This is a genomic window from Streptomyces sp. enrichment culture (assembly GCF_964273255.1).
Classification (GTDB): Bacteria; Actinomycetota; Actinomycetes; order Streptomycetales; family Streptomycetaceae; genus Streptomyces.
On sequence record NZ_OZ186835.1, the window covers coordinates 4,860,899 to 4,886,661 of the forward strand.

The 25,763-nt window shown below is 74.8% G+C and carries 19 protein-coding genes; 14 read left to right on the forward strand and 5 right to left on the reverse strand.

Annotation, left to right across the window (positions count from 1 at the left end):
- Nucleotides 1-144: 144 nt before the first annotated feature.
- Both ACSU53_RS21060 and ACSU53_RS21065 read left to right on the forward strand, forming a co-directional pair.
- On the forward strand, nt 145-897 hold the full coding sequence (locus ACSU53_RS21060) for a hypothetical protein (protein ID WP_437029938.1): 753 nt from the start codon (nt 145-147) through the stop codon (nt 895-897).
- 194 nt (nt 898-1,091) lie between these two features.
- On the forward strand, nt 1,092-1,937 hold the full coding sequence (locus ACSU53_RS21065; RefSeq protein ID WP_437029940.1) for a DegV family protein: 846 nt from the start codon (nt 1,092-1,094) through the stop codon (nt 1,935-1,937).
- A gap of 117 nt (nt 1,938-2,054) precedes the next feature.
- On the opposite strand, the gene ACSU53_RS21070 is transcribed toward ACSU53_RS21065, so the two are convergent.
- Complete coding sequence (locus tag ACSU53_RS21070; protein ID WP_437029942.1) at nt 2,055-2,519, reverse strand: MarR family winged helix-turn-helix transcriptional regulator; 465 nt, start codon at nt 2,517-2,519, stop codon at nt 2,055-2,057.
- 53 nt (nt 2,520-2,572) lie between these two features.
- Here ACSU53_RS21070 and ACSU53_RS21075 point away from each other — a divergent pair, with 53 nt between their 5' ends.
- The 12 genes from ACSU53_RS21075 to ACSU53_RS21130 all read left to right on the forward strand — a co-directional run bounded on the left by ACSU53_RS21075 (nt 2,573) and on the right by ACSU53_RS21130 (nt 20,297).
- On the forward strand, nt 2,573-3,046 hold the full coding sequence (locus ACSU53_RS21075) for a MarR family winged helix-turn-helix transcriptional regulator (RefSeq protein ID WP_437029944.1): 474 nt from the start codon (nt 2,573-2,575) through the stop codon (nt 3,044-3,046).
- A gap of 628 nt (nt 3,047-3,674) precedes the next feature.
- Nucleotides 3,675-4,640: a helix-hairpin-helix domain-containing protein gene (locus ACSU53_RS21080; protein WP_437033312.1), complete on the forward strand. Its 966-nt coding sequence runs from the start codon at nt 3,675-3,677 to the stop codon at nt 4,638-4,640.
- Nucleotides 4,637-7,246, forward strand: coding sequence for a ComEC/Rec2 family competence protein (locus ACSU53_RS21085; protein ID WP_437029946.1), 2,610 nt, complete (start codon nt 4,637-4,639; stop codon nt 7,244-7,246). Before ACSU53_RS21080 ends, ACSU53_RS21085 begins: the two co-directional genes overlap by 4 nt.
- 287 nt (nt 7,247-7,533) lie before the next feature.
- On the forward strand, nt 7,534-8,784 hold the full coding sequence (locus tag ACSU53_RS21090) for a helix-turn-helix domain-containing protein (RefSeq protein ID WP_437033314.1): 1,251 nt from the start codon (nt 7,534-7,536) through the stop codon (nt 8,782-8,784).
- A gap of 310 nt (nt 8,785-9,094) precedes the next feature.
- Nucleotides 9,095-9,592 (forward strand): DUF6415 family natural product biosynthesis protein, encoded by a 498-nt coding sequence (locus ACSU53_RS21095; RefSeq protein WP_437029948.1) that lies wholly within the window; start codon nt 9,095-9,097, stop codon nt 9,590-9,592.
- 295 nt (nt 9,593-9,887) lie between these two features.
- Nucleotides 9,888-10,130, forward strand: a complete 243-nt coding sequence (gene tgmA, locus ACSU53_RS21100) for a putative ATP-grasp-modified RiPP (protein WP_437033316.1) — start codon at nt 9,888-9,890, stop codon at nt 10,128-10,130.
- Nucleotides 10,127-11,077 carry an ATP-grasp ribosomal peptide maturase gene (gene tgmB / locus ACSU53_RS21105; protein WP_437029950.1) on the forward strand — a complete coding sequence of 317 codons (951 nt, stop codon included), beginning with the start codon at nt 10,127-10,129 and terminating at the stop codon, nt 11,075-11,077. Before tgmA ends, tgmB begins: the two co-directional genes overlap by 4 nt.
- Entirely contained in the window at nt 11,077-12,198 is a 1,122-nt protein-coding gene (gene tgmC, locus ACSU53_RS21110) for an ATP-grasp peptide maturase system methyltransferase (RefSeq protein WP_437029952.1), read from the forward strand. The genes tgmB and tgmC overlap by 1 nt, the downstream gene beginning before the upstream one ends.
- A 198-nt stretch (nt 12,199-12,396) precedes the next feature.
- A complete protein-coding gene (locus ACSU53_RS21115) occupies nt 12,397-13,707 on the forward strand; it encodes an alpha/beta hydrolase (protein ID WP_437029953.1) in 1,311 nt (436 codons plus the stop codon).
- Nucleotides 13,708-13,754: 47 nt separating this feature from the next.
- On the forward strand, nt 13,755-14,789 hold the full coding sequence (locus tag ACSU53_RS21120; protein WP_437029955.1) for a trypsin-like peptidase domain-containing protein: 1,035 nt from the start codon (nt 13,755-13,757) through the stop codon (nt 14,787-14,789).
- Nucleotides 14,790-14,793: 4 nt separating this feature from the next.
- Nucleotides 14,794-15,891 carry an effector-associated domain EAD1-containing protein gene (locus tag ACSU53_RS21125; RefSeq protein WP_437029957.1) on the forward strand — a complete coding sequence of 366 codons (1,098 nt, stop codon included), beginning with the start codon at nt 14,794-14,796 and terminating at the stop codon, nt 15,889-15,891.
- Between the two features lie 5 nt (nt 15,892-15,896).
- Nucleotides 15,897-20,297 carry a lipase/acyltransferase domain-containing protein gene (locus ACSU53_RS21130; RefSeq protein WP_437029958.1) on the forward strand — a complete coding sequence of 1,467 codons (4,401 nt, stop codon included), beginning with the start codon at nt 15,897-15,899 and terminating at the stop codon, nt 20,295-20,297.
- Between the two features lie 39 nt (nt 20,298-20,336).
- Here ACSU53_RS21130 and ACSU53_RS21135 read toward each other — a convergent pair whose 3' ends face one another.
- Genes ACSU53_RS21135 through ACSU53_RS21150 form a run of 4 tightly spaced genes read right to left on the reverse strand, consistent with a single transcriptional unit; the run spans nt 20,337 to nt 25,740 of the window.
- Nucleotides 20,337-21,851 (reverse strand): hypothetical protein, encoded by a 1,515-nt coding sequence (locus ACSU53_RS21135; protein ID WP_437029960.1) that lies wholly within the window; start codon nt 21,849-21,851, stop codon nt 20,337-20,339.
- Nucleotides 21,848-22,627 (reverse strand): hypothetical protein, encoded by a 780-nt coding sequence (locus ACSU53_RS21140; RefSeq protein ID WP_437029962.1) that lies wholly within the window; start codon nt 22,625-22,627, stop codon nt 21,848-21,850. Before ACSU53_RS21140 ends, ACSU53_RS21135 begins: the two co-directional genes overlap by 4 nt.
- A complete protein-coding gene (locus ACSU53_RS21145; RefSeq protein ID WP_437029964.1) occupies nt 22,624-23,442 on the reverse strand; it encodes a VWA domain-containing protein in 819 nt (272 codons plus the stop codon). Before ACSU53_RS21145 ends, ACSU53_RS21140 begins: the two co-directional genes overlap by 4 nt.
- 51 nt (nt 23,443-23,493) lie before the next feature.
- Nucleotides 23,494-25,740 (reverse strand): outer membrane protein assembly factor BamB family protein, encoded by a 2,247-nt coding sequence (locus tag ACSU53_RS21150; protein WP_437029966.1) that lies wholly within the window; start codon nt 25,738-25,740, stop codon nt 23,494-23,496.
- Nucleotides 25,741-25,763 lie beyond the last annotated feature (23 nt).

The window sequence follows — 25,763 nt, forward strand, 5'->3', positions numbered from 1 at the left end:
CGTGTGCGTGACGCGGCTTTCGGGGTAGTCCCCTACGGGCAGGTTCGGGGTTCGGACGGAACTCCGCACCTGCCCGTTGCGTTTACCGTTGAAGAGCGGCGCGGAGCGTGCCGGAACTGGCCGAAGGGCCGAAGGAGGAGCCTCGTGGAAGCAGTGATCGCAGTCTTCGCCCTGCTTTTCGTGCTCTTCGTGGTACTCGGCGCCTACGCGACCGTGAAGGTGGTGGGCGCGGCCAAGCGCAGTGCCGACCGCCACATCACCCAGGCCCGCCGCACCGTCGAGGACCACACCCTCAAGGCCAAGGCGCTCGGCCGTCCCGGCCCCGCCGGCGAGATCGCCCAGCTCCGCCTGAAGCTGCGCACCTCCATGCGGGCCACCCAGGAGGCGCTGGAGGCCGCCGCCACCGAGGACGCGTCCGTCAAGGAGTCCCTCGGCCTCTTCGAGCGGCTCAGCGCACACGGCCGTGAACTGGACGACGAACTACGCCGCCTGGAGTCCGACCCGGACCGCGCCACGCTCGCCGCCCGCCTGCCCGAGCTGCGCGAGCGCACCGAACGCATCACCCACTCCGCGGACTCCTTGCGCTGGGCGGCCCGCGACCGCGCCCGCCGCTTCGCGGACGACGACCTGGACTCGCTGAGCGCCCAGATCGACATGGAGGCCGGCGCGCTGCGGCACTGGACCACCGGCGAGGAGGCCACCGCGTCCGCCGGCCCGCACCGCCCGGGAACCCCGGCCGCCGGCACCCCGCCCGCCCGCCCCACGGTGCAGGATTCCGCGCAGCAGACCCCGGCGCGGGACTCCGGCCCCGAGCCGGTGCGTCCCGCCATCACCCCGCCCGCCCCGCGGCCCGTCTACCCCTGGCAGAAGAAGGCCCGCCCCGAGAGCACCACCTGACGGTCCAGCGGTGATGCGGGGCAGCCCGCCTCACCGGGACGAACCGGTGCCCCGGCACTCGGCACCGGATGACGACGACCGCGTGCGCGGGGAGCGGCGCGTGCTCCGGGGGCGGTGCGCGATCCGGACACGGCCGCGCCCGGCGCACGGGGCCGGGCTGCCGCGAGCCCACCACGGCAGGTAACCTCCAGCTCATGTCCCGCCATGTCGCGATCGTCACCGATTCAACGGCCTACCTTCCGGCCCGGACGATGGAGCGGCATCGCATCACGGCGGTTCCCCTGACCGTGGTCCTCGGCGACCGCGCCCTGGAAGAGGGCACCGAGATCTCGACCCGCTCCCTCGCCCAGGCGCTGCAGAAGCGCCGCCCGGTCACCACCTCGCGTCCCGGCCCGGAGGTCTTCGCCGAGACCTACCGCAAGGTCGCCGAGGACGGCGCCGACGGCATCGTCTCCCTCCACCTGTCCGCCGAGCTGTCCGGCACCCACGACGCGGCCGTCGTCGCGGCCCGCACGGCGCCGGTCCCGGTGCGGGTGGTGGACACCGGCATGATCGCGATGGCCCTCGGCTTCTGCGCCCTGGCCGCCGCCGAGACCGCCGAGGCGGGCGGCACCGTGGACGAGGCGGTCACGGCCGCGGAGAAGCGCGCGGCCGGCACCTCCGCCTACTTCTACGTCGACACCCTCGACTACCTGCGCCGTGGTGGCCGGATCGGCGCGGCCCAGGCCCTGCTCGGTTCGGCCCTCGCCGTGAAGCCGCTGCTGCAGCTGGCGGGAGGGCGGATCGAGCCCCTGGAGAAGGTGCGCACCGCCTCCAAGGCCATCGCCCGCTTGGAGGAGATCGCCGCCGAGCGGGCGGGCGGGGCCGAGGTGGACGTCGCCGTCCACCACCTCGCCGCCCAGGAACGCGCGGACGCCCTCGCGGACCGCCTGCGCGCACGGCTGCCCGGCCTGTCCGAGCTGCACGTCAGTGAGGTGGGCGCGGTGATCGGCGCCCACACGGGGCCGGGGCTGCTGGGGGTCGTCGTCTCGGCGCGGTGACCGGGGCCGTACGGGACGGCCCCGGAGTCGTGGACCGGGGGCCGGCCCACGCCGTATGCCGCAGGCTGCCGGGCGGGCCCCGTGGCCACCCTCTCGCGAGGAGAGGCGTGTGGACGGCTACGGTCCGGGCTCTCCGGCCGCCAGGGCGTCGAGGTGGGTGGCGACGCGCTGGAGCAGTTCCATCAGGACCCCGTACTCGTCGGCCGAGAGGCACTCCATCATCCGCATCCTCAGGGCTCGGGCCCTCTCGGAGGCCCGCTCGTGGGCGCGTCGCCCCTCCTCGGTCAGCGTCACCCTTCCGTCGCCCGCCTGCCCCGCCCAACCGCGCTCGACGAATCGCTCGACCTGCGACCGCGTGGTCGGCTCGTCGGCGGACAGGAAGGCCGTCATGGTCTCGTCGAGCGCCGCGACGGTGATCGGGCCGTACGACAGCGTGTTCAGCACCTGCCAGGCCCGGCGGTCCAGGCCGTCCGCGGCCAACAGCCGGTCCATGTTCTCGGTGAGGGCTCCGTCGATGTGCTTCAGCCAGTAGCCGAGAGGCCGCTGCTCGCGGACGCTGGGCAGGCGGGTCGTGTCGGGCATGCCGATCACCCCTCATATGTATGTCTTATGACAATAGTTGTAAGCTAGCATGCATGTCGCAGAGGGATCAACAGGAAGCCGTCGCCGCGGTCGAGCGGGCGATGGTGGCCATTCGCCGCAGCCAGACCCGCAGATCGCTGGGGCGGCTGGCGCCGCCCGACGGAGGGAAGCCGATCGACCCCACCCTGTTCGGCGTGCTGGACGCCATCGAGGCCCGCGACCGGGAGTGTGCCGTCAGTGATGTCGCCGCCGCCCTCGGCGTGGACCAGCCGCGGGCGAGCCGCCTGGTGCTGCGCGCCGCCGAGGAAGGATGGATCACCCGCCGCACCGACCCGTCCGACGCCCGGCGCACCCTGCTCGCCCTGACCGACGAGGGACAAGAAGAAGTCGACCGCGCGCACCGCTTCCGGCAGGAGATCTTCGCCCGTGTGATGGCGGACTGGACGGACGCCGACCGAACCGAATTCGCCCGGCTCATCACCGCGTTCGTGACCTCGTACGCCCGGAGCGTCCCCGGCGCCGCATGAACTTCCCGTCCCCGAGGCCGTGGTCGTCGGGCTCGGCGTCGACCTCCCCCGGGCCGTGCCGGGCCTCCCGAGCAGGGACTCCCGTGCCGGGACTCCCATGCCGGGACGGGGAGCCCGGGCAGGCTGGGACACGCGCGCTGCTGTTCCCCGTTCGAGTGACGGGGTTGTCCACAACCCGTCGGTGATCCACGGAATTCGACCAAGATCATCGCGATTCGGCCGGGTGCCCGATGCTCCTCGCATGGCACTTCGATCACGTTCACGCACAGCGAGGGCGAGCAGCGGTCCCGGCCGGGGCGCGACGTCCGACGGCCGGGTCCGGCACGGCGGCCCCACCGGGCCCGGACGGCGGGGCGCACGGCAGGGGGGACGGGGACGGCACGGCTACCGGCGTGCGGACCGTGCGGCATCGGCGGTCCTGCTCCGGCAGCGCGCGCGGACGCTGTTCGGTGAGCGGCAGGCCGGTGACGCGGGCGTCGGCGGTGGGACCGGCGACCGCCGGATCGCGGATGACCGGACCGCGCCCGCGGTGTCCGTCGCTGACGCGGTGCCGGAATCGCCACCGGCCGGGGCTGCGGCCGCCGACGCCACCGCAGGGAGGCCGGCGAGGCGCGCCCCGCGCTGGGCGGTGACGGCGGCGACGGACGCCGTCACGCCGACGGGGCGGGGCGCGAGCGCGGGCCTCGGTGTACGCCCGGGAGCCCGTACGGGTGTGGACGCGGATGCGGCGGCGCACGCGGGGGCGAGGTGGCGCCAGGACACCGGCCCGGCGGTGAGGCACCCGAATCCCCTTGCGGCAGCCGAGGAGGACGCTGCCGGTGAGGAGGCTGACGTCCCCCGGCGCGGTGAACGGTTCGGACTCGCGCTGCGTGAGCGGCTGCCGTTGTGGGTCCGGACGCGCTGCGGGCTGGAGCGGCGCAACGTGATCGCGCTGACGGTGGTCTTCGTGATCGCGGTGGCGTTCGCCGCTCACCACTTCTGGTCCGGTCGGACCCAGCCGGTGCGGGCCCCGGAGGTGCTGCGCGCCGCCTCGTCCCATCCGCCGGCGGGTGGGAACGGGGTGCGGGGTGCGGAGGCCGGGTCTGACGCCGTCTCCGTTGCCCAGCCGCCGACCGGCTCCTCGGCCCCCGGCATCGTGGTCGACGTCTCCGGCAAGGTCCGCGACCCGGGCGTGCACCGGCTGCCCGCCGGATCCAGGGTCGAGGACGCGCTGCGCGCGGCGGGCGGAGTACGCCCCGGCACGAAGACGGACGGGCTCAACCGGGCCCGGTTCCTCGTGGACGGGGAGCAGGTGGTGGTCGGGGGCCCGGTGCCTCCGCCGGGAACTGGTGGCACGGGCGGTGCCCCGGCCGGCGCGGGCGGTCCCGGTGGCTCCGGTGGCCCGGGCGGCGCTGGACCCGTCACGCCGGTGTCGCTCAACACCGCCACCGCGGATCAGCTCGACACCCTGCCCGGAGTCGGCCCCGTCCTCGCGCAGCACATCATCGACTACCGCACCCGTCACGGCGGTTTCCGCTCGGTCGACGAGCTCCGCGAGGTCAACGGCATCGGTGACCGCCGCTTCGCGGACCTGCGGAACCTGGTGCGGCCATGAGGCACCCCGTCCACGCCGCCGCCGGGAACCGGCTCGGCGCGTCCCGTCCCCGGCAGGAGGCGCCGACCGACCTCCGTCTCGTCGTGCCCGCACTCGCCGTCTGGGCCACGGCCGCGCTCACCCTTCACGCCACGCCCCGCTGGGTGGCTGCCGTGGCGGTGCTCTCCGGCACGGGTGCGGGCGTCCTCCTGCTGATGCGTCGCAGCCGCCCCGGCAGGACTGGAGCAGCGGCCCGGGCACGCCCCGGCCCGGCACCCCGGTACGTTCCCGCCTCCGCCGGGGCCCGGATCACCGCCGTCGCCGTACTGCTCGGCATCGCCACCGCCGCCGTGGCGGCCGGTCTGCACGGCGCCGACCTGCGGCGCGGTCCGGTCCCGGACCTGGCGCGGGAGTACGCGCGGGTGACAGCCGAGGTGGAGGTCACCGCCGACCCCCGGCGCGCCCGGCCGGGCTCCGGTGGTGGCGGTTCCGCCCCGCCCTCCCTCCTGATCGAGGCCGACGTGCGGACGGTGGAGCGGGCGGGCGCGGCCCCCGTCGAGGTCCGCACCCCGGTCCTGGTGATCGTCGACGACCGCTCCTCCGCACGGGACGTTCCCGCCGCCCGGGCAGGCCGGGATGCGGAGGGTTCCCCCTGGCTCGCGCTCCTGCCCACCACCCGGTTACGCGTCGAGGCCCGCCTCGCGCCGACCACGTCCGGCGACCGGTTCGCCGCCGTGCTGAGGACCAAAGGCGCGGGTGGGCCGGACGTCGTGGGAGAGCCGTCGGGAGCACAACGGCTGGCGGGGGAGCTGCGCGCCGGGCTGCGCGAGGCCACCGACGACCTGCCCGCCGACGCCCGCGCCCTGCTGCCCGGGCTGGTCGTGGGCGACACCTCACGGATCGCGCCGGACCTGGACGAGGCGTTCCGGGAGACCGACCTCACCCACACGCTGGCGGTGTCCGGCGCCAACTTCACGATCCTCCTCGCCCTGTTCCTGGGCCCTCCCGGACTGGCGCAGCAGGCCGAGCGGCGCGGACTCGCCCCCCGGCTCGGCCTCACCCTGCGGGGGACGGCGGTGCTCGGCGCCGCGCTCTCGCTCGCCTTCGTGACCGTGTGCCGCCCCGACCCGAGCGTGCTGCGAGCCGCCGCCTGTGGCTCCGTCGCGCTGCTCGCGCTCGCCACCGGACGCCGCAGATCCCTGATCCCGGCCCTGGCCGCGGCGGTCCTGCTGCTCGTCCTCCACGACCCCTGGCTGTCGCGCAGTTACGGCTTCCTGCTCTCCGTCCTGGCCACCGGGGCGCTGCTCACCCTGGCCCCTCGCTGGAGCGCCGGACTGCGGCGGCGTGGTGTCCCGCCCCGGCTCGCGGAGGCGCTGGCCGCCGCCGGTGCCGCGCAGGCCGTGTGCGCACCGGTGGTGGCCGTGCTGTCGGCCCGGGTGAGCCTGGTCGCGGTGCCGTGCAACCTCCTCGCCGAGTTCGCGCTCGCCCCGGCCACCGTGCTGGGATTCCTGGCCCTGGCCGCCGCCCCGGTGGCCATGCCGGCGGCCAAGGCGGCGGCCTGGTGCGCCGGTTGGCCCGCCGAGTGGATCGCGGGCATCGCCCGCACCGGAGCCGCACTGCCCGGCGCGGGCGTGGACTGGCCGGGCAGTTGGGCCGGGGCGGCCCTGCTCGGTCTCGTCACCCTGGCCGTGCTCTTCCTCGGCCGACGCCTGCTGGGCCACCCCTGGTGGTGCGCGTTCTGTGCGCTGCTGCTGGTCCTGGTGGTGGTGCGGCCGCCCCCGCTGACCCGAGTGATCACCGGCTGGCCACCACCGGGCTGGCGGATGGTCATGTGCGACGTCGGCCAGGGGGACGCGCTGGTCCTGGCGGCGGGCGAGGACACCGCGGTGGTCGTGGACACCGGACCCGACCCGGCCGCCGTGGACCGTTGCCTGCGCTCCCTGGGCGTCACCGAGGTGCCGCTCGTCGTCCTCACCCACTTCCACGCCGACCACGTGGCCGGCCTGCCCGGAGTGCTCCGCGGGCGCTCGGTCGGCGCCGTCCAGACCACGGGGCTGGAGGAACCCGCCGGGCAGGCCGCGTTCGTCCGCCGGACCGCAGCCGCCGCCCGCGTCCCGGTGACCCGGGCCGCCGCCACCGGGGAACGGCGACGCACCGGCGGACTCTCCTGGGAGGTGGTGTGGCCCCCGCCGGCCGCTCCCGAGGCCCCACCCGGACAGCCGTTCCCGGCACCGGTACCCGTGCCCGTGCCGGCGCCCGAGGGCCCGAACGACGCGAGCGTCGCCCTCCTCGTCCGCACCGGCGGCCTGCGCCTGCTCCTGCTCGGCGACCTGGAACCCCCGGCCCAGCGGGCCCTGGCGCGGTCACCGGCAGCCGCCTCCCTGAGCGGCGTCGACGTCCTGAAGGTCGCCCACCACGGCTCGGCTCATCAGGACCCGGCCCTGCTGCGCCGGGTGGCACCGAGGCTGGCGCTGATCAGCGCGGGCGAGGACAACCCCTACGGGCACCCCGCCCCGAGCACGGTGACCGCCCTGCGCGCGGGCGGCGCGGAGGTGCTGAGCACGGACCGGGAGGGGGACCTCGCGGTAGTGGGGGCGGGGGAGGAGCTGGGGGTGGCTGGGAACTGAGGAGCGGGTGGGCCGGTTCGGTCGGCCCGGACGGCCATCGTGAGCATCCATCGCCACCAGTGCCCTTGGCAAGGGACCGGCGCTTCCGGGGCGGTGTCCTCCGAGACCCTCCCAAGTGGCCCGGGACCCCCCACCGCGCATCCTCGGTGTGGGCCCAATGCTTGCTCGTGTGCGGGCGCGTCGGAGACCTGCCCCGCAGTGGCCCGGCATTCACCTGGAAGGCCCACAGGGAACGGCCTTGCCCCTACTCTTGCAGTGACGAAGCTGCGAGGAGGGACAAGGCCGTGATGCCTCGAGATGCTGCCCCCGATCCCTACGCCGACTCCCTGCGATTCGGTCAGCGAGTACAGATTCTGCGTGAGCGCCGCGGCATGACGCAGACTCAGCTGGCGGACCTGGTAGGCGTGTCACCGCACACCCTGCGGAAGATCGAGAACGGCCAGCAGAAGACCCCCAGCCTTGACATGGTGATGCGCATCGCCGAAGCGCTGAGGGTGCGCGACCTTGCGGATCTGACCGGCCGGCCGGAGACCCACGTCGATCTGTTCATCGGCCCAGGGCACCCCCGCTTGGCTGCCGTAAGGGCCGCCGTCGACAGCTTCCCGCTCACCAGCAGCGCGGAGCCGCCTCCTGTCGCACACCTCGAGGCACGGCTGCACGCAGCCTGGCGGGAGCGGCACGCGTCCAAGAACCACCGCGAAGCGATCGGTCGGCTGCTGCCGGACCTGATCCGGGACGCGCAGGCCCTTGTGCGCCACGCCGACACCGCTGCGGAGCGCCGCCGCGCCCAGGCCGTCCTCGCGGAGGTCTACAGCCTGAGCCAGTTCTTCATCGCCTACCAGCCGGACAGCTCCCTGCTGTGGCGGGTGGCAGAACGCGGCATGGTTGCCGCCCAGGAGAGCGGGGACCCGCACGCCATCGGTGTCGCCTCGTGGCTGCTCGCGCAAGCTCACAGGGACAGCGGGCCACGCCACTTCGAAGCAGCCGACGCGGTGAACCGGGAGGCGGTGTCCTACTTGAAGCCGCTGCTTGCGGACGCCGCCGACGATGTCCTCGCCATCGCGGGCGCTCTCGAGTTCGAGCTCGGATACACCGCGGCCCGCCGCCGGGAGACCGGCACGGCGTGGAGGCACTGGGACAAGGCCAACGACATGGCCAAGCGCCTGCCTGCCGACTACTACCATCCCGCCACCAGCTTCAGCAGGGCCATCATGGGCGCGCATGCCGTCACCGTGGCGGTGGAGCTCCACCAGGGCGGCGAGTCCGTGCGGCAAGCCGCGCGCGCGGACCAGAACGTCATCAAGTCCCGGCCGCGCCGCGCTCGCCACCGCATCGAAGAGGCCCGCGGCTATCAACTGGACAACCAGCCAGAGACCGCCGTCGCGTCGCTGGAGAAGGCTGCCGAGGCCGCGCCGGACACGATCCGCTACAACGGCTACGCCCGGGCGATCCTGCTCGAAGAGGTCGAGTCGACCCAGGCGGCTCGTCGGCGTCGTGCCGCTGAACTGGCCTCGCGCATCGGCATCCTTGCTGCCTGAGCGTAGCGACCGGATTACGGTCGGCGGTTGGGTGCTGGCGCTCCTACGTTCATAAGCGTCCGTCCCCGACGAGGTGGTGAGACCTCGCCGGGGGTGCCAACGCTGCAAGGAGCGCCGACACCATGAACCGTACAGCCCCTGCGAAGCGGGGCGTCAGGATGACCATCCAGGTCCTGCGAGTGGACCGGCACGGGAGGGTCCTCGAGGACCGCGGCACCGTCGTATCCGTGGGCACCGGCGAGACGCCGCCGCCGACCAGCTGCGCCTGGCCTCCGTGCAGGTGCCCCCGCCACCGCCAGGCGGTGACCTCGTGACCGCCACCCAGCCGCAGACCCCCGACTGCCGCATCACCGGCATCGGCTCGATGCGCAGCAACGCCGCCTGGTTCCTGGACCAGGTCACCCTGCCCCGGCACGGCCTGGTGGCCCTGTTCGCACGGGACCTCACCCGCAACCTCCAGGAGCTCATGCCGTGCATCGAGCAGCTCGCCGCGCGATGCGGTGACGACGACGTGCCCGCGCAGGTGGCGCTCGCCGGCGTCGGTGAGGCGCGCCGCCAGCTGACCGAGCCGGAGGCCGCCGGCCTCAGCGGGGAAGTGGCCCGCGTGAGACGGCTCGCCCGCTCGGTGCGCTGCCTGTGCGACCACTACGACGCGCTGACCGCGGTCCGCATGTGCGTGGCCTGCGACCGGTCGATCGAGAACGGCGACGACACCGTGCCGTACGACCAGATCTCGCCCACCGCCGGTGGCGGCCGGTCCGCCCTCATCCACGCCGGATGCGCCAAGAGGGCGCGCTTCAGCCGCTGACCGCGGCCCTTCCCCGCCCCTGGTGTGACGGGGCCCCACGGCGACCGCAGGGTCAGGGTCGCATCCCTCGAACGCCTCTCCCGTCGTGGTCCTCAAGCCGCGACGGGAGGGTCTCGCCCGTCCCGTCGGAAAGTACGCAAGCCTCCGGCGGGGTGGGTTCCGAAGATCCCCGCCAGGACCCCTAACCCTGGCAAACCCGGCCCTGAGGGCGGGTTCATTCCCAGTGCAGGAGAGAGGAAGAACCGTGTTCGTGCACTCTGATCGCTTCCCGGTCTCGTCGCCGCTTCCGTCCGGCGTGCCCACCGTCGCCCCGTGGGGTGTCAGCCGTATGGCTCCCTACCCGACGATGGCGCCTGGCTACGCGCGCGCCGAGCTCGACCCGACCTCCCAGACCGCCCGGTTCTACGACGAGACCGGCCAGGCCATGGAGATGGGGAGGCACAACACCAGCACCGGCACCAGTCCGTCCACGGGGACCAGCCCGGACGGCAACGGCTCCACGCAGGACAGCGACACGGGGAGCGACAGCGACCAATGAATGAGCCGCGTCCGGTGCTGGTCGTCACCAGCCTGTACGACCCCACCGCCGACGTGGTGATCAGCGAGCTGCACGACCGGGGCATCCCGATCGTGCGGCTCGACTCCGGGGACTTCCCCGCATCACTGTCGATGGAGGCAGAGGTCGCATCGAGCGGCTTGCAGGGGCGCCTTCGCACTCCGTCCCGCACGGCCGACCTGGCGAACGTGCGGGCGCTGTACTACCGGCGCCCGTCGGGCTTCGCCTTCCCCCATCTGGGCGCGCAGGACGCCCAGTTCGCCGTCACCCAGGCCCGGTACGGGCTCGGGGGCGTACTCGCCTCGCTGCCCGGCTGCCTGTACGTGAATCATCCACACCGGGTCGGGGACGCGGAGTTCAAGCCCTCTGGCCTGGCGGCCGCGACGGCGGCCGGCCTCCTGGTCCCGCCCACACTCATCACATCCAGTCCCGACGCCGCCAGGGCCTTCATCAAGCGGCACGGCCCGGTCATCTACAAGCCCCTGCACAATCCGGTGTACCTGGTCGACGGCGTCTCCAACGTGGTGAAGATCGCCGAGGTTGCCGCCGACGGCATCGACGACAGCGTGGCCGGGACGGCGCACCTGTTCCAGCAGCGGGTCGACAAGGCCGCGGACGTGCGGGTCACCGTCATCGGCGACGAGGTCTTCGCCGTCCGTATCGACTCGGACCTGCTGGACTGGCGCACCGACTACAGCTGCCTGCGCTACAGCGTCACCACACCCCCGCGCGGTATCACCGAGGCCGTGCACGCATACCTGTCCCACTTCCATCTCGTCTTCGGCGCTTTCGACTTCGCCGTCGACCGCCAGGGCAGATGGTGGTTCCTGGAGTGCAACCCAGCCGGCCAGTGGTACTGGCTGGAGACCGAGACCGGCCTGCCGATGCTCGCGTCCATGGCCGACCTGCTGGAGAGGACGATCCGCTGATGACCGTCATGAAGTCCGCCGCCCTGCGACGGGCGCTGGCCGACCGTCTTGCCGCGGGTGGTTCCCTGCGTACCGAGCAGTGGCGGCAGGCCGTCGAAGCCGTGCCCCGGCACGAGGTCCTGCGCGGCGGGTTCTTCGACCGCTCCGGGGATGCCTGGCGGTCGGTGCCGGCCGACACCGACGGCTGGCTGGAGCGCTGCTACGCGGACGAGTCGCTGGTCACCCAGATCGCGGGCACCGTCGTGCCCGGTGACATCCGCGGTGAGATCCTGCGCGAGCCCACCTCGTCCAGCACGCTGCCGAGCCTGGTCGTCCGGATGCTGGAGGACCTCCGGGTGGAGGACGGCGACCGGGTGCTGGAGATCGGCACCGGCACGGGCTACTCCACCGGGCTGCTGTGCCACCGGCTCGGAGACGACCTGGTGACGTCGGTGGAAGTGGATGCCGAGGTGTCCCGCCGTGCCGGTGACGGCCTGGCCGCGTGCGGCTACTTCCCGGAGCTGGTCGTCGGTGACGGCCTGGCCGGGCACAGGGACGGCGCCCCGTACGACCGGCTGGTGGCGACCTGCGGGGTACGGGAGCTGCCGCACACGTGGGTCGGGCAGACCAGGCCGGGCGGCACCATCCTGGCCACTGTGTGCGGCTGGATGCATGCCTCGGAGCTGGCCCGGCTGACCGTCGGCGACGAGGGGGTGGCCCGCGGCAGGTTCCTCGGCGGGCAGGTCTCGTTCATGCTCGCTCGGCCGCAGCTGCCGCCGCCGCTCGGCATGCTCCCCGACCTGGAGTCCGGGGAGGAGCGGCCGGCCCGGCTCGGTGCCGATGTCCTGGACGACTGGGACGCCCGCTTCGTGGCCCAGCTGGCGGCCCCGCGTGCACAGCGCCTCAGCCTGACACCGGCCGGCACGACGCGGCACGTCCTCGTCGACGTGGAGGCCGGCGCCTGGGCGGCCCTCACCCAGGACGGTGGCCAGTGGACCGTCCGTCAGGGCGGCCCCGGGCGGCTGTGGGACGAGGTGGAGGACCACCTGCTGCGCTGGCGGGCGGACGGCTCCCCGGACCTGGGCCGCTTCGAGATCGTCGTCACGTCCGAGGGGCAGCGCATCACCTGGCCGAAGGTCTGACCGGCCTGACCGGCCCCGCTCCGGTACCGCTCCCCGGCACCCCCGCCGGTCGTCGCGTCGGGCGGCCCGGGCCCGAGGGAGGCGGGAAGGGGGCCGTCTCGTGCGAAGGGGCCTGTGGGGTGCGCCACACGCCGTAAACTGCCGGGTGCGACGGCCCAGATGCGGAATCGGGTCGTCGGTGCTTCCGGGGGAGGGGTAGTGGAGCGGTGGGGACCACTGGTTCCGGCGGTGGCGGGCATCTGGCCGAAGGTGCCGGAACGGGTCGCCGACGAGGAGCTGAGCGACCTCGAGGACGACGTGCTCGACGGCTTACGGGCGTATGAACAGGCGTGCCGCGACGACGACGGGACGCCGGAGGACTTCGACGCGGTCGAGGCCGCCGCGCGGCGCGTGGAGAGCGCCCTGCGGGCCCGTCCGCCCCTGGGGGCCTGGCTGAACGAGGAGTTCGACCGGCTCGCCGACGGGCGGGAACGCTTCGGGCCCGCGGCGGCACCCGCATACTGGACCGAGTTCCGGCGCGCGCTGCTGGTGCCCGTCATGTACGCCACCGACCGTGCCCAGGAGGACGCCCGGAAGCCGGACGGGGTCCGCTACGGAGCCCGGCGCGGGGAACTGTCGCAGGGCAGGGCCACGGTGAGCGTGCCGGACGACCGGCCCGTCGGCGCGGTGACCAAACCCCGCTGGTGGCGCCTGCAGTTCCGGCCGGACCCGGAGCGCGACCTGGTCGTCGGCCCGCCCGAGCCGCTGGACGCGGACACCTTCGCCGCGCAGGTGCGCGAGCAGCTCGACCAGGGCACGGACCGGGAGGCGCTGGTCTTCGTGCACGGCTACAACGTCGGATTCCCCGCCGCCGTCCGGCAGGCCGCGCAGATCGCCTACGACCTCAACTTCACCGGTGTGGTCGCGCTCTACAGCTGGGCGTCGAAGGGGGCCGTTCACGACTACGTGGCGGACGGGGCGGCCGCGGCCCGGGCCGTGCCCCACTTCCAGGACTTCCTGCGGGCGCTACTCACCCGCACGGGCGTGCGCCGGACGCACGTCGTCGCGCACAGCATGGGCAACCGGGTGCTCACCGCGGGACTCGCCGGCCTGGACACCACCGCCCTGCCGGCGGGCTCCGGGCGGCTGGGACACGTCGTGTTCGCCGCCCCCGACGTCGACAGCGACGTGTTCCGGCAACGGCTGCCCGCCGCCTTGCGCCAGGCCGAGACCTGCACCCTGTACGTCTCCGACCGGGACCGGGCGCTCGCCGCGGCCCGCGGGCTGGCGGACTTCCCCCGTGCCGGGCAGGCCGGCCGGTCGGTGATCGTCGCGCCGGGGCTGGACACCGTCGACGTCACCGCGCTCGGCGCCGACCTCCTCGGCCACTCCTACGTGGGCCACCACACGTCGGTGCTCGCCGACCTCCACGGGCTGTTCCGGCACGGGCACCGGCCCGCTCAGCGCTACGGACTCACCCGGGTCCCGCACGCGGCCGGCGACCACTGGGCGTTCCAGCCGCAGAAGTGATCCTTCCCGGCGGACACCGCCCACGAGCGACAACGAGTGAAGAGACCATGACCCACTTCGTGGACCACGTGCCCTTCGACTGGACCGCGCCCGGTGCGCTGGAACTGCGCGACCTGCTGGCCGCGGTGTACGACCGGCCGGGCCGGGCCGAACAACTCGCCAAGGCGGCCGGGGTGCACACCGGGTACGTCGACTGGGAACGCCCCGTCATGACGGTCTGGTTCGACCTCATCGGGGTGGCGAGCAACCAGAAGCGGCTGCGGCCCCTGCTGGAGGCCGTCGTCGCCGGCCCGGACCGCGCCGCCGGCGACCGCGTACGGGAACTGCTCGACGCGCGTCCGGTCCTCGCGGCCCCCGGGAGCCGGGACGGGCCGGGCGACTTCGCGCACTTCACGGACCCCGACGCCCAGGAGCGGCAGATCTTCCGGTCCAGCACCCTGCAGGACGTGGACTTCCTGCGCAGGGGGACGCGCATGGCCACCGCGGTGTGCCGCCTGCTCGTCACGTCGGCCGACGGGTCCCCGTACCACGGCACCGGGTTCCGGATCACCGACGACCTGCTGCTGACCAACCACCACGTGCTGTTCGACGCCGAGGGACGGGCACCGTCCGCCGTGGAGGCGTGGTTCGGGTACGAGGCCGACCTCGACGGGCGGGTCCGGGAGCACCGGGTGGTGCCCTGCGACCCGGCGTCCGCCGTCGGCGAGGCGGGACCCGACTGGGCGGTGGTGCGGGCCGCCGAGGGACTGCCGGAGGACGCCGTCCGGGTGTCCCTGACGGACCCTGCCGAAGTGGCCGTCGACGACCGGGTGTACATCATCCAGCACCCGAACGGTGCCGTGAAGAAGCTCGCCGCCCGGCACAACGTGGTGCGGCACGTGGACGACACGGTGATCCAGTACTGGACCGACACGGAGAAGGGCTCGTCCGGCTCGCCGGTCTTCGACGACCACTGGCGGCCGGTCGCCCTGCACCGCCGGTGGCGGCGGATCGGCGGGGCCGACCAGCCCGCCGAGTTCCGCAACGAGGGCATCCGGATCGAGCGGGTCGTCGAAGGACTCGTCCGGAAGGCGCTGGTGTGAGCCGATGACCGCGTTGCTCGACGAAGGCGCGTTCCACCTCGACGACAAGCGCGCCAAGGAACTCCTCAAGGCACTCACCGCCGTGTACCCGGAGAAGCGGACCGCCCGTGAGCTGATCGTCGGCGCGGGGCTGAGGGCGGCCGACATCCACTGGGACACCTGCATGGCGGACGTGTGGCCGGAGGCGCTGGAGAAGGCCGCCGCCGGGGGCCACCTGCGCACCCTGGTGGCGCGGGCCGCGTCGGACGTCAACACCGCCGCGTACCCGGTCTTCGGGTACCTGCTGACCGAGGAGCCCTCGGCGCCGGAGGCGGAGCCCAGCGCGGCCCATCTGGTCAGCAACCGGCAGCGTGCCTTCTTCAACCGGGTGTCGTTCCGGAGCACACTGCACAAGATGGTCACCGGCGAGGGGAAACGGGTGCTGGCCGTACAGGGGCCGCGGCGCGTCGGCCGGACGCACAGCTGGTACCTGATCGCCCACGTCCTGGGCAGCCACCGGGTCGACTGCCGCCGCATCCGCATGAGCGACTACCTCTCTCCCGCCCGGGTCAAGGACATCGCGGACACCCTTCAGGAGCTGTTCGGGTGGCCCCTGACGATCGATCCGCACACCTCGGAGGACAGCCAGGCCCGCCGCCTGGTGCACCTGATCGAGCACCAGATGAACGGGGCGCGGGGAGGCTGCGACGCCAAGGACGGGCACTGGCTGGTGATCGACGACTCCCAGTCCGTGCGCTTCACCGAGCCCGCCCTCCGGGCCCTGACCCGGCTGGTGACGGCCGTCGTCGAGGACGAGATGGCCGACCGTCTCCGCATCGTGCTGCTGGCCTACGACGGCTGGCTGCCGTCCGACCTGTATCCCTACGTCTCGCACGAGGAGTTCGGGCCCCTCCTCGGCCGGGACCTGCACGCGTACGTGGCGGCGGTCACCCGGGAGGCCGGCCGCCCGGCGGACGACGAGGAGGTCCTCGGGCTCGCCAACGAACTGAGCAACAGCGCCGGAGGCGGTGACGTCGTCGCCGACGCCCCCCTGCCGGTGCCCGACAGGCTCCAGGTCGCGGCCGCCTCCTGGGCCCGCGAGCAGTACGGCCGGGGGCGGTGAGCCACGTGACGGGCACACCACCCGGGGGCGGGGTTCCGGAGCGGACGGCCGCGGACCGTCACTCGCTGCGGGAACGCACCGTCCTGCTGGGCTCGTTCACCGCACGCGACCTGGCCGGGCCACGGGAGGCGGACGCGGCCCTGCAGGACTTCCTCCTGGAGGACTGCCTGCGCATCACGACGTCCCGGGGCCGCCGCTGGTGCCTGGACCGGGACGTCCGGGCCCGCACCCTGGACGAACTGGGCACCCGTGACCGGCTGTTGTCGGCGGCCGTGGCGGCGCCGGACGCCGGGGACCCCGCGCGGGCGTGGAGCGAACGTCTGCTCAGGAGGGCCGCCCCGCCCCTGAGCGCACAGGGCTACGACGAGCTGTACACCGCACTGACGGTGGTCGGCTGGTTCGAGGACGCCCCGCGGGCCCGCGCGGGCCTGGCCCGGGAGGGTGTCGTCCTGCCCGAGCCACACGCCGTCGAACGGGCCATGGGGCGGGCGCGGCTGCTGCAGCCGCTGCACGCCCTGGCCGATGCCACCTTCACCGGGCGGCGCGACGAACTCGCCCGGCTCGACGCCCTGCTCGACGGGCCCGGCACCCCGCCCGGCGGCACCCGGGACCCGGCCGGCGGGCGGGGCGGCCGGGCCGAGGATGCGGCGGACGGCCCGAGCGCCGTGCCCGGACGGGGGGCGTCCCGCGGTGGGGCCCACGGACGGTGGCTGTTCGTGCAAGGGCCCGGCGGGGTCGGCAAGTCGACCCTGCTCGCCCGCTTCGTCCTGGACCGCGACGCCGGCTCCCGGCGGCCGGCGCACCGGGCCCCCGGCCGCACCCCCTGCCTCTACCTCACCTTCGACCGGCACGACCTGGTCGCCGTGAGACCGCTCACCCTGGCGGCCGAGGTGGTACGCCAACTGGGCCTGCTGTACCCGGAGTTCGCCCGGGAGGCGGCGGAGCTGGCCGGAGAGCTGGAGGTCACCCTGGCCGCCGACCGCCTCAGCGGGTCGGAGGAGGGCTCCCTCGGCGGCCGCACCGCCCGGCGGCGCGACGAACAGACCCTGGTCGACGCCCTGGCGGCCCTCGTCACCTCGATCACCGGCGACACCGGGGCGCGGTGGCTGCTCGCCCTGGACGCCGTCGAGCACGTGCAGCGCAGCGGGCCGGTCGCCGTGCGGCGGCTGCTGGACTTCCTGCACCTGCTGCACCGGGCCCACCCGGGCCTCCGGGTGCTGGCCGCGGGCCGGGCGCCCTTCGCGAACGACGCCTTCGAGGAACTGCCGCTGACGGGGTTCGACCCCGGAACCGCCCGTGCCTTTCTGCACCAACGGCTGACGGACGGCGCCGACGCCACGGACGGCGACGGACCCGTACTCGACCTCGACGAGGTCCTGGACATCGTCGGCACCAGCCCGCTCAACCTGAAACTGGCCGCCGCCCTGATCCGGCGGGACGGGGCCGGCACCCTGACCGAGGGACAGCTGCGCGCGGAACTCCTGTCCGAGGTGGGTGCCGAGACCCTGCAGGGAGTCCTCTACCGGCGCATCCTCGATCACCTGGAGGACCCGGACCTGCGCCGCCTCGCCAGCCCCGGCCTCGCCGTCCGCGTCCTCAGCCCGGAGATCATCCGTGACGTGCTGGCCGAGCCGTGCGGTCTGGGACGGGTGGACGACGAGCGGGCCCGACGGCTGTTCGCGGCCTTCGTGGCCGAAGCCACCCTGGTGCAGAAGGTGCCCGGCCGGGACGCCGCGGTGCACCGCAGCGACGTCCGCCGGATCATGCTGCCCATGATCCGCGTCGAGCACCGCCGGACCATGGACCGGATCCACCGCCGGGCCGTGCGCCACTACGAGCGGCTCGGCACGCGGGACGCCCCCGGACGTCTCCGGACGGAGATCAGGGTGGAGGAGCTGTACCACCGGCTGGCGCTGGCCCAGGCGACGCGCACCCTGGACCAGCGGTGGACCGACGAGGCGGGGCCCGCGCTGGAGAGCGCGATGGACGAGTTGCCGCCGCGCGCCCAGAGCTACCTCATGGAGCGCCTGGGCACCACGGCGACGGCCCTGCTGCGGGCCGAGGCGGACGACGACACCTGGCGCCGCCAGGCGGCACGCGTGGGCCTGGAACTGCTGGCGGCGGACGACCCCGACGGGGTGGTCCGCGTGCTCGGCGAACGCCGGCACCTGGTGGCCGGAGACCTGGACCTGACCCTGCTCGGGATGCGGGCCCGCATGGCCCAGCGCCGCCCCGCGGACGCCTACTTCATGCTCGACCGGGCCCGGACGCTGGCGCGGCAGGCACCCGACCCCGACGTCTTCGTCGACGTGGCCCTGCTCGGAGCCCGGGCCTGCGAGGACCTGGGCCGCTTCGACGACGCCCTGCAGCTGCTGGCGCAGGCCCGCCGCATCACCGACCGGCCGGGCGGGGAGATCCGGCTGCTGTCGGTGGCCGCCGCGCAGCTGCGCGCCCACCGGCGTGCCGGAACCTCAGACGGCCCGGAGGCGATCCGCCTGCGGGAGGACACCCTGGCGCGCGTCGACGCGCTGACCCTGCGGGCCCATCGGCGTCACCCCCTGCTGATCCGCGAACTGGCCGCCGAGATCGGCGACGCGATGCCGCGCCTGGTGACCGACACGGCGAGGTCCCTGGGCGTCGGCGGGAGCGAGGGCACCGACGACGCCCGGCTCGGTTCGCTCACCGGGGAGGTCGTCGCCACCCCGCGCCCCGAGCCGGTGCGGCCGGGGGACGGCGCCCCGGGGCGGGCGGTGCCCAGGAGAGCGGCGGAGACCGACCCGTCGGCGGGGCCGTTCGAGGCGGTGGCCGGCAGCGGGGGCAGTGTGAGCAGCGTGGGGCGGGGGGCCGCCATCGGCGACTATGTGGCCGCCTCCGGCGACAGCGTCGCTCGGTGGCACCGGGCTCTCATCGACTCCTACCGGCACGAGGTGGACCGCCCCTACACCGGGGACGCGGTGATCGTCCTGCCGGGCATCGGGGGGAGCACCCTGGTGGAGGCCGACGGAGACGGCAGGGCCGTCTGGCCGGGGGTCGGCTTCCTGCGCCTGCTCGCCTCGACCACCCTCCCCCAGCTCCCGGTGGGTCTGCCGAGCACCGGCCGCCGCGCCCCCGCGCGCTCCGCCCTCACGGTGACACGGGCGGAGCGCGAGGGGCGCACCCAGCGCCTGCGGGCCCAGCGGCTGCTCCCGGAACTCGCGTGGCTGCCGCTGGTGGGCGGCCAGGCTCCGTACCACGGCCTCGTCGAGGGCATCCGCTCCGTGGTGCTGCACGACGACGCGGTGCTGGAACACCCCTACGACTGGCGGCTGTCGGTGGCGGACACCGCGCGCCACTTCACCGAGGCCGCGCTGCGGCACCTGGCGCTGTGGAAGGCCCACCCGGCCCGGCGGGCGTCCGCGGTCCGGTCGCCCGCCGACCGGCCGAAGCTGGTGCTGGTCGCCCACTCCATGGGCGGCCTCGTCGTCCAGGCCGCCCTGGCGGCCTCCCCGGAACTGGCGGCGCGGACCCGGGACGTCATCACGGTCGGCACCCCCTTCCACGGCATCCCGGGCGTCCTGCAGCTGCTGTCCGCCCCGGGCCGGCGGCGGACGCTGCGCAACCCCCTCGGCCCGGCCGCGCGCACCATGCCGGGCCTGTACGACCTGCTGCCCGGCACCCGGTGCGTGCGGACACCCGACGGAGGGCTGCGCCGGCTCACGCCCGCCGATGTCGCCGCGGTCGGCGGGGACGCGGAGCTCGCCGAGGCGGCGGAGGAGGCGCGGCGCCGGAGGTCCCTGGCCACGTGGCGGGTGCACGCCGTCGCCGGCACGGAGCAGGCCACCCTGCAGAGCATGACCTTCCAGGACGGCACGGTGCAGTTCTTCACCCACGTGCCACGTCTGCGCGACGACGGGACGCCGCTGCGCGACGGACAGGGGCAGCCGGTGCTGGTGGACGAGGGCGGTGACGGCGTGGTGCCGACGCGGTCCGCCTGGCCGACCGGACCGGCCGCGTACCGGCCCGTCGTGGGGCATCACAACTCGCTCGCCACCAGCGCCACGGTGATCAACCTGATCCGGGAGATCCTGACGGACCGGCCGGGGTCCGGTGGACCGGACGCCCCGGCCGATGTCGCCTCCCTCGCGCCGTCCTTCGGCATCACCGCGCCGTCCGAGGTCGTCGTGGACCGGGACTGGAGCCTCACCGTCACCGGCGCGCAGACGAGCGCCCTCGCCTGCCGGCTGGTGCACGCCGAGACCGGTGAGGTGGTGGCGCGGATGCACCCGGCCCCCGTGATGGGGCAGCCCGGCACCTCGACGGCGTGGGCCCGCGTGCACACCCCCGGCTTCTACCAGATCGTCGCCCAGGCGGGCGGGCTGTCCGCGAGCGCCCTGGTCGTCGCGGTCGAGTACCCGGCGGACGACTGACCCCGGGACCCTTCGCGGGAGCGGCCGGGGGACGCGGGGTCAGCGGGCGGGGTCCAGACTCATGACGATCATGAACACGACGGTTGCCAGGAGCACGAACAGGACGCCCCCGGCCGTGACGACCTGCCACATCGGCAGCAGGAAGGGGCGGAAGGACGCCGGGGAGTGCCCGGAACCGTCGTCGGGCGGGCCGGACACGCTGCCGGCCCCGGCGAGGGCGGCGGCGTCCCCCGCCGGGCCCGCCGGACGCCGGCCGCCCGACGGATCCGGGACACCCGAGTGGTCCGGGACACCCGACGGACCCAGGACACCCGAGTGGTCCGGGGCACCCGACGGATCGGGGGCACCCGGCGGTTCCGGGCCGTCCGGCGGCTGCGGGCGGCCCGGTGACCGGGGGACGCCCGCCGCACCGGGCGGGGCCGGGGAGGCCCCCCGGGCCGCCCCGGCCCCGGCGTGCTCCCCGAGCAGGCCGAGGTCCAGGAAGGGCAGCGTCGAGGCCGGGGCACCGGTCCGGGAGCGCCACATCATGCCCGTCCGCACGCTCGTCGCCGGGGTGACCTCCGGTTGCGGTTCCAGATCGGGCTGCCGGCCGGCGGGGGTGTCGAGCAGGTCCCTCAGCCTGCGCGCCGTGGAACGGACCTCCTGGCGCCGGTGGTCGAGCAGGACGGGCCAGCGCTCCGACCCGGCCGGGTCACGGAAGTCCGTACGGGACACCAGCAGATGGTCGGCGCCCGGCTGGTGGAGCCTCTCCCAGAGCGACAGGTCGTGACTGAGCATCACCAGCGAGGCGTGGATGACGTGCGAGGGGAAACGGTCCCGGTGCAGCGCCACGAGCGCCGCCTGATCGTGGAACGGGGCCCGGGTCGAACTGCTCGCCGTGTGCCGCATCGCGGTGGCGCCGTCCGGCCCCCGCTCCGTCTCGCGCGGCAGGCGGAAGTCGGGGTGCCCGTCCTCGCGCGGCCGGGCCGACCAGGCGGGAACGGTCATCGCGTCGTAGTCCACGAACCGCACCTGCGTGTCGGAGGTCACCAGCACGTTGCCGCTCTGCAGATCGCCGTGACTGATCCCGGACCGGTGCATACGGTGGACGGCGCCGGCGAACCGGTGCGCCAGACGCCGCAGTTCGGCACCCGCCTGCTCCGGCCGTTCGTCGAGCAGCGCGTCGATCCAGTCGGTCAGGCGCGCCCCCGTCACCCACTCCATGAGCACCACCGGCCACCACCGCTCCCGCGCCCACAGCCCCTTGGCCAGGTAGCGGACCTCCGTCCGCCAGGTGCCCGGGGCGCCCGCCAGACAGGCGGCGATCGCGCGGTACCGGTGATCGCGGTCGGGTTCGGCCCGCAGGAAGCACTTCAGCGCCCAGTCCTGTCCGTACAGCGGGTCGTGCAGCCGGTAGACCGCGCCGAAGGACCCGCCGTCCGCGCCGGGCAGGCCGTCCGCGCCGAGCTCGGGCCGGCACCGCTTGAGCAGGGGGTCGTCACCGCACTGGTCGAGCCGGGCCACGGCCGCCTGGTACTCGGCGAGGGTGGGGCGCCCCACCGGTGGCGCGGTCACGGCCGGCACTCCGCTCTGAGCAGCGTCACGTCGTCGTCCTGCAGCGCCCGCCGGTCGCGCTGGGCCTCCACCCAGCCGGCGAAGCGGTCCGGGGCGGCGCACAGCTCCTCGGCGGTCTCCCACGGCCGGCCGCCGTCCCCGGCGAGGCGGACCCACCAGCGGGTCAGGGCGTCGGTCGTCAGGTAGAACACGTCCCCCGGCTCCCAGCCCCCCTCCCGCAGCACCGGGCCGGGAGGGGGCACGACACCGCGCACCCTGACCAGCTGCGGCACCCGGGTGAGCCGGCAGACCGAACCCACCAGCCGGCCGGCCCGGACCTGGAACAGGCACGTGTCCCCGACCGCCACCGCCTGCCACACCCCGCTCACCGGTCCGCCGGGGCCGGTGGGGGCGGCGGGCGGGAGCAGGCGGACGCCCAGGAGGGCCGAGGCCGGTCCGTTCGCCGCACGCTGGGCGGCCAGCCACGGCAGCGAGAGCTGCCGCCTGCTCCCGGCCACGGCCCTGCGGTGGCTGGGCCACCGCAGGGCGGCGAGGGCGACGACGTCCTGGAACGCCCGGCCGTCCCGGAAGGCCCGGCCGGGAGCCGCGCACAGGTCACGCGTCAACTGCCGTGCCCACCAGCCGCTTTCCGCCGAGCCGCTGCTGCCGTCCGCCACGGCCAGGCGGGCCTCGCCCGCGCCTCCCGGCGCGGGCAGCGCCGTATGAGCCGCGTCCTCGATCCGGTCGGCCGGCAGACGGGACTTGGGCGCCTGCAGCCGGGTGCAGCCCCGGATCACGACGGTGTGCCGACGTTCAGGAAGAGCATCAGGGCCTGCATGCCGGCGTTGAAGACGAAGCCACGTGCTCCCGGCTGGACGGGCAGACCGAGGTCCAGGGCGGTCTCCCGCATGTCCGGCGGGAGGACGTCCGACATGGAGAACAGCTTCACGCCCGCCGGGGGCAGCCCGTCGTCCGTGCTCGGGAACGCCATGGGCGTGGCGATGTCCGACGACAGATGGAGGTTGAACAGCAGGGTGCTGCCGTCCTCGGTCCCGAGGGACCGCAACCGCTGGGCGGCGCCCGCCGGGTCCCCGTCCGTCGACTCGCCGTCCGTGACGTTGAGGACGATGGGGGGAAAGGCGCTGGGGTGCTCGGTCACCCACCCGTCGACGACCTTGTGCGCGTACTCCAGCGCCGCGCACATCGGCGTGGTGCCCGAGGCGGCGGACTCGAGCCAGACGGGCAGGTCGGCGACGTGGTCGGTGGACGTGCCGTTCGGCAGCGTCTCGGTGACCACGTGCCGTTCGGTGCGGAGGCTGCCCTGGGCGAGAGCGCTGGCGGGCACGAGGTCGCGGCCGGAGAGCGGGCCCCCGAGCGCGGGGCCGACCTGGGCGCCGTAGCCGATGACGGCGACGTGGAAGAAGTCCCAGACCTCGTCCACGCCCCGAGCGCACCGCAGGATCAGCTCGCGGAGCAGGGTGTTGACCGCTGTGGCCACCGCCAGCTGCTTCGACTGACTCGTGTGGGGCATGGCTGCCCGCATGGAACTGGACTGGTCGATCAGGAACACGATGCACGCCGGGTTGGCCCGGCTGATCTCTGCCTCGTACACGGTGCTGGCGCCCTTCTGCTCGGACGGTCGATGACGGGTCGGCGGCGCGGCTCAGCCCTGGCGCAGCCAGGTGCTCAGGCGCCCGTCGGCGAAGCCGACGTGCAGGTGGTCCGGGGTGACGGTCACGCTCGTGGGGGCCGCGCCGTCCCGGGTCAGCGGCTCCAGCTCCCGGCCGGTCGCCGCGTCCAGCCGCCGGACGGCGCGGGCGCCGCACACGTGCACCACGCCGTCGAGCACGGCCACGGCCCGCTGCCCGTCGCCGTCCGTGGCGGCGCGCCACCGCGTCGTGCCGTCCCCGGGGGAGAGCGCGGTGACGGTGCCCCCGTGGTCGGTGACCAGGAGCAGGCCGTCGTGGGGGACGGGAGGCGCGGTGACCGGCAGGGCCGAGACCTGCCACTGGCCGCGCGTGGTCGCCTCGGTGTTCAGCCGGCGGACCGTACCGGTCGCGTCCCCGATGTACGCGCCGTCGGTGAGAAGGGCCGCCGCGCATCCCGCCGCGTCGAAGGCGGGGTGAGGGCCGCGGACCTCGCCCCGGGAGGGGTCCACCGCCGTCAGGCCGCCGCGCTCGGTGGGGACCCACAGGCGGATCCCGTCCGTGGCCAGGGGGGAGACCACGGGTTCGTCCCACCGGGGCAGCAGCCGTCCGGCGCCCTCCGAGGACGCCAGGGGCCGGAACTCGAACAGGCCGCCGGTGGTGCCCGTCCACAGCCGGCCGTCCAGGACGACCGGTGTGTGGGGGCCGGGATCCCCGTGCAGCTCCAGGCGGACGACGCCGTGCGGGTCGCTCAGGTCGTGTCCGCTCAGCGCGCCCTCCCGCAGGGCCCACCACATCCGGCCGTCCCAGCGGACCGGCGCCGATTCGGCCGTTCCGTGCAGGACGATGTCGAACTCACGGCTGCCGGTGGCGGTGTCGATCGCGTGGGCCTCGCTCCCGCACGTCAGCAGCAGGAGGCTGCCGAGGGACAGGGGCGGTGCCAGCAGGGGGCCGTCCGTCTCGATGGTCCAGACGGGCTCCGGTGTCCGCCCGGCGGCGCCGGTGGCGTGGTGCGCCGGGGCCGGCGTCCTGTCCACGGCGGTGTCCGGGGGACCCGGGGCCGCCGACGGGGCCGGGTGCCCGGGTGACGACGCGTCCCGGACGGTGGCCGGGCCCCGGGACCCGGCCGTGGCGGCGGTGTGCCCGGCGGCGTGTCCGGTGGCCGCCGCGTCGCGGAACGTCCCGCCCGGGAGGGTGCTGGCCGCGGAGACCACGGGGGCCCGCCGCCCGCCGGGAGGGGCGGCGGAGGGGGCGGGGGCGGGGGGCACCCGGAGCGCGGGCGGCTGAGCGGGGGCGCCGTGGCCGGGGTCCGTGCGCAGCAGGCGCCGCATCTCCTCCTCCCAGACCCTGCGGTACTCCTTGCGGTGGTGGTTGCCCCACAGGGGGGAGGCGATGATCCGTTCCAGGCGCCGGGGACCGGGCCGGGACCAGGGGCGGTGCCGGACCGAGCGCAACGCCGTCTTCTTCACCTTGAGCGCCACGTTGCCGTGGTCCACGGCCCAGCGGCCGAGGGCCTCCTCGGCCCGCCGGCGGGTGCTGCGGTGGTGCGTCAGCGCGTCGACGGCGTCCGTGGCGGGACGCAGCGGGGTGCGGGTGCAGGCGAAGACGGCGATCGCGCCCACCGCATGGACGCTGCCCGCGGTGCGGGCCCGGGAGCCGAACCGGCGGAGTTCCGGCGGCAGCCACGCCGGGTCCGCCCAGAGGAAGGCGTGGTGCGGCTCCGGGTTCGTGGAGGACCGGTCGTGCAGCAACTCGCGCAATGCCAGCGCCAGATGGACGTCGACCACCACCGGCCCGCGGGAGGTGAGGAAGAGATTGGACGGCTTCAGGCCGGAGAGGGAGAGTTCCGCCTCGTGCAACTGCCGTGCCAGCTGTGCGAGTTGGTACATCATGTGCAGAGTGGCCCCGGCCGGGAGCGGATGCCGCACGTCGGCGAGGGAGACCGCGGGGCCGCTGCCGCCGGGTTCCGTGGTGTCACCCAGCCAGGACGTGGCGACCCAGGCGCGGTCGGCCCCGGGGTCGTATCCGCCGACGGCGTGGACCGTGTGCCGGGCCACGGTGACGTCCTGAGTCGTGTCGCGGATCCGGGCGAAGCGGCGCAGGACCTCCTCGATCCGCCTCCCGGCCTCCCGCGGCGCGCCCCAGTCGGTGTGCACCTCCTTCACCGCCCGCCGCTGTCCGTCCGGCCCGATGCCGAGGTAGGTGTGGCCGAGCGTCCCGCTGCCCACCCGGTGCAGGAGGCGGTGCCCTCCGAGTTCGTGCATCTGTGCGCCCTCCCGCGCGGTGG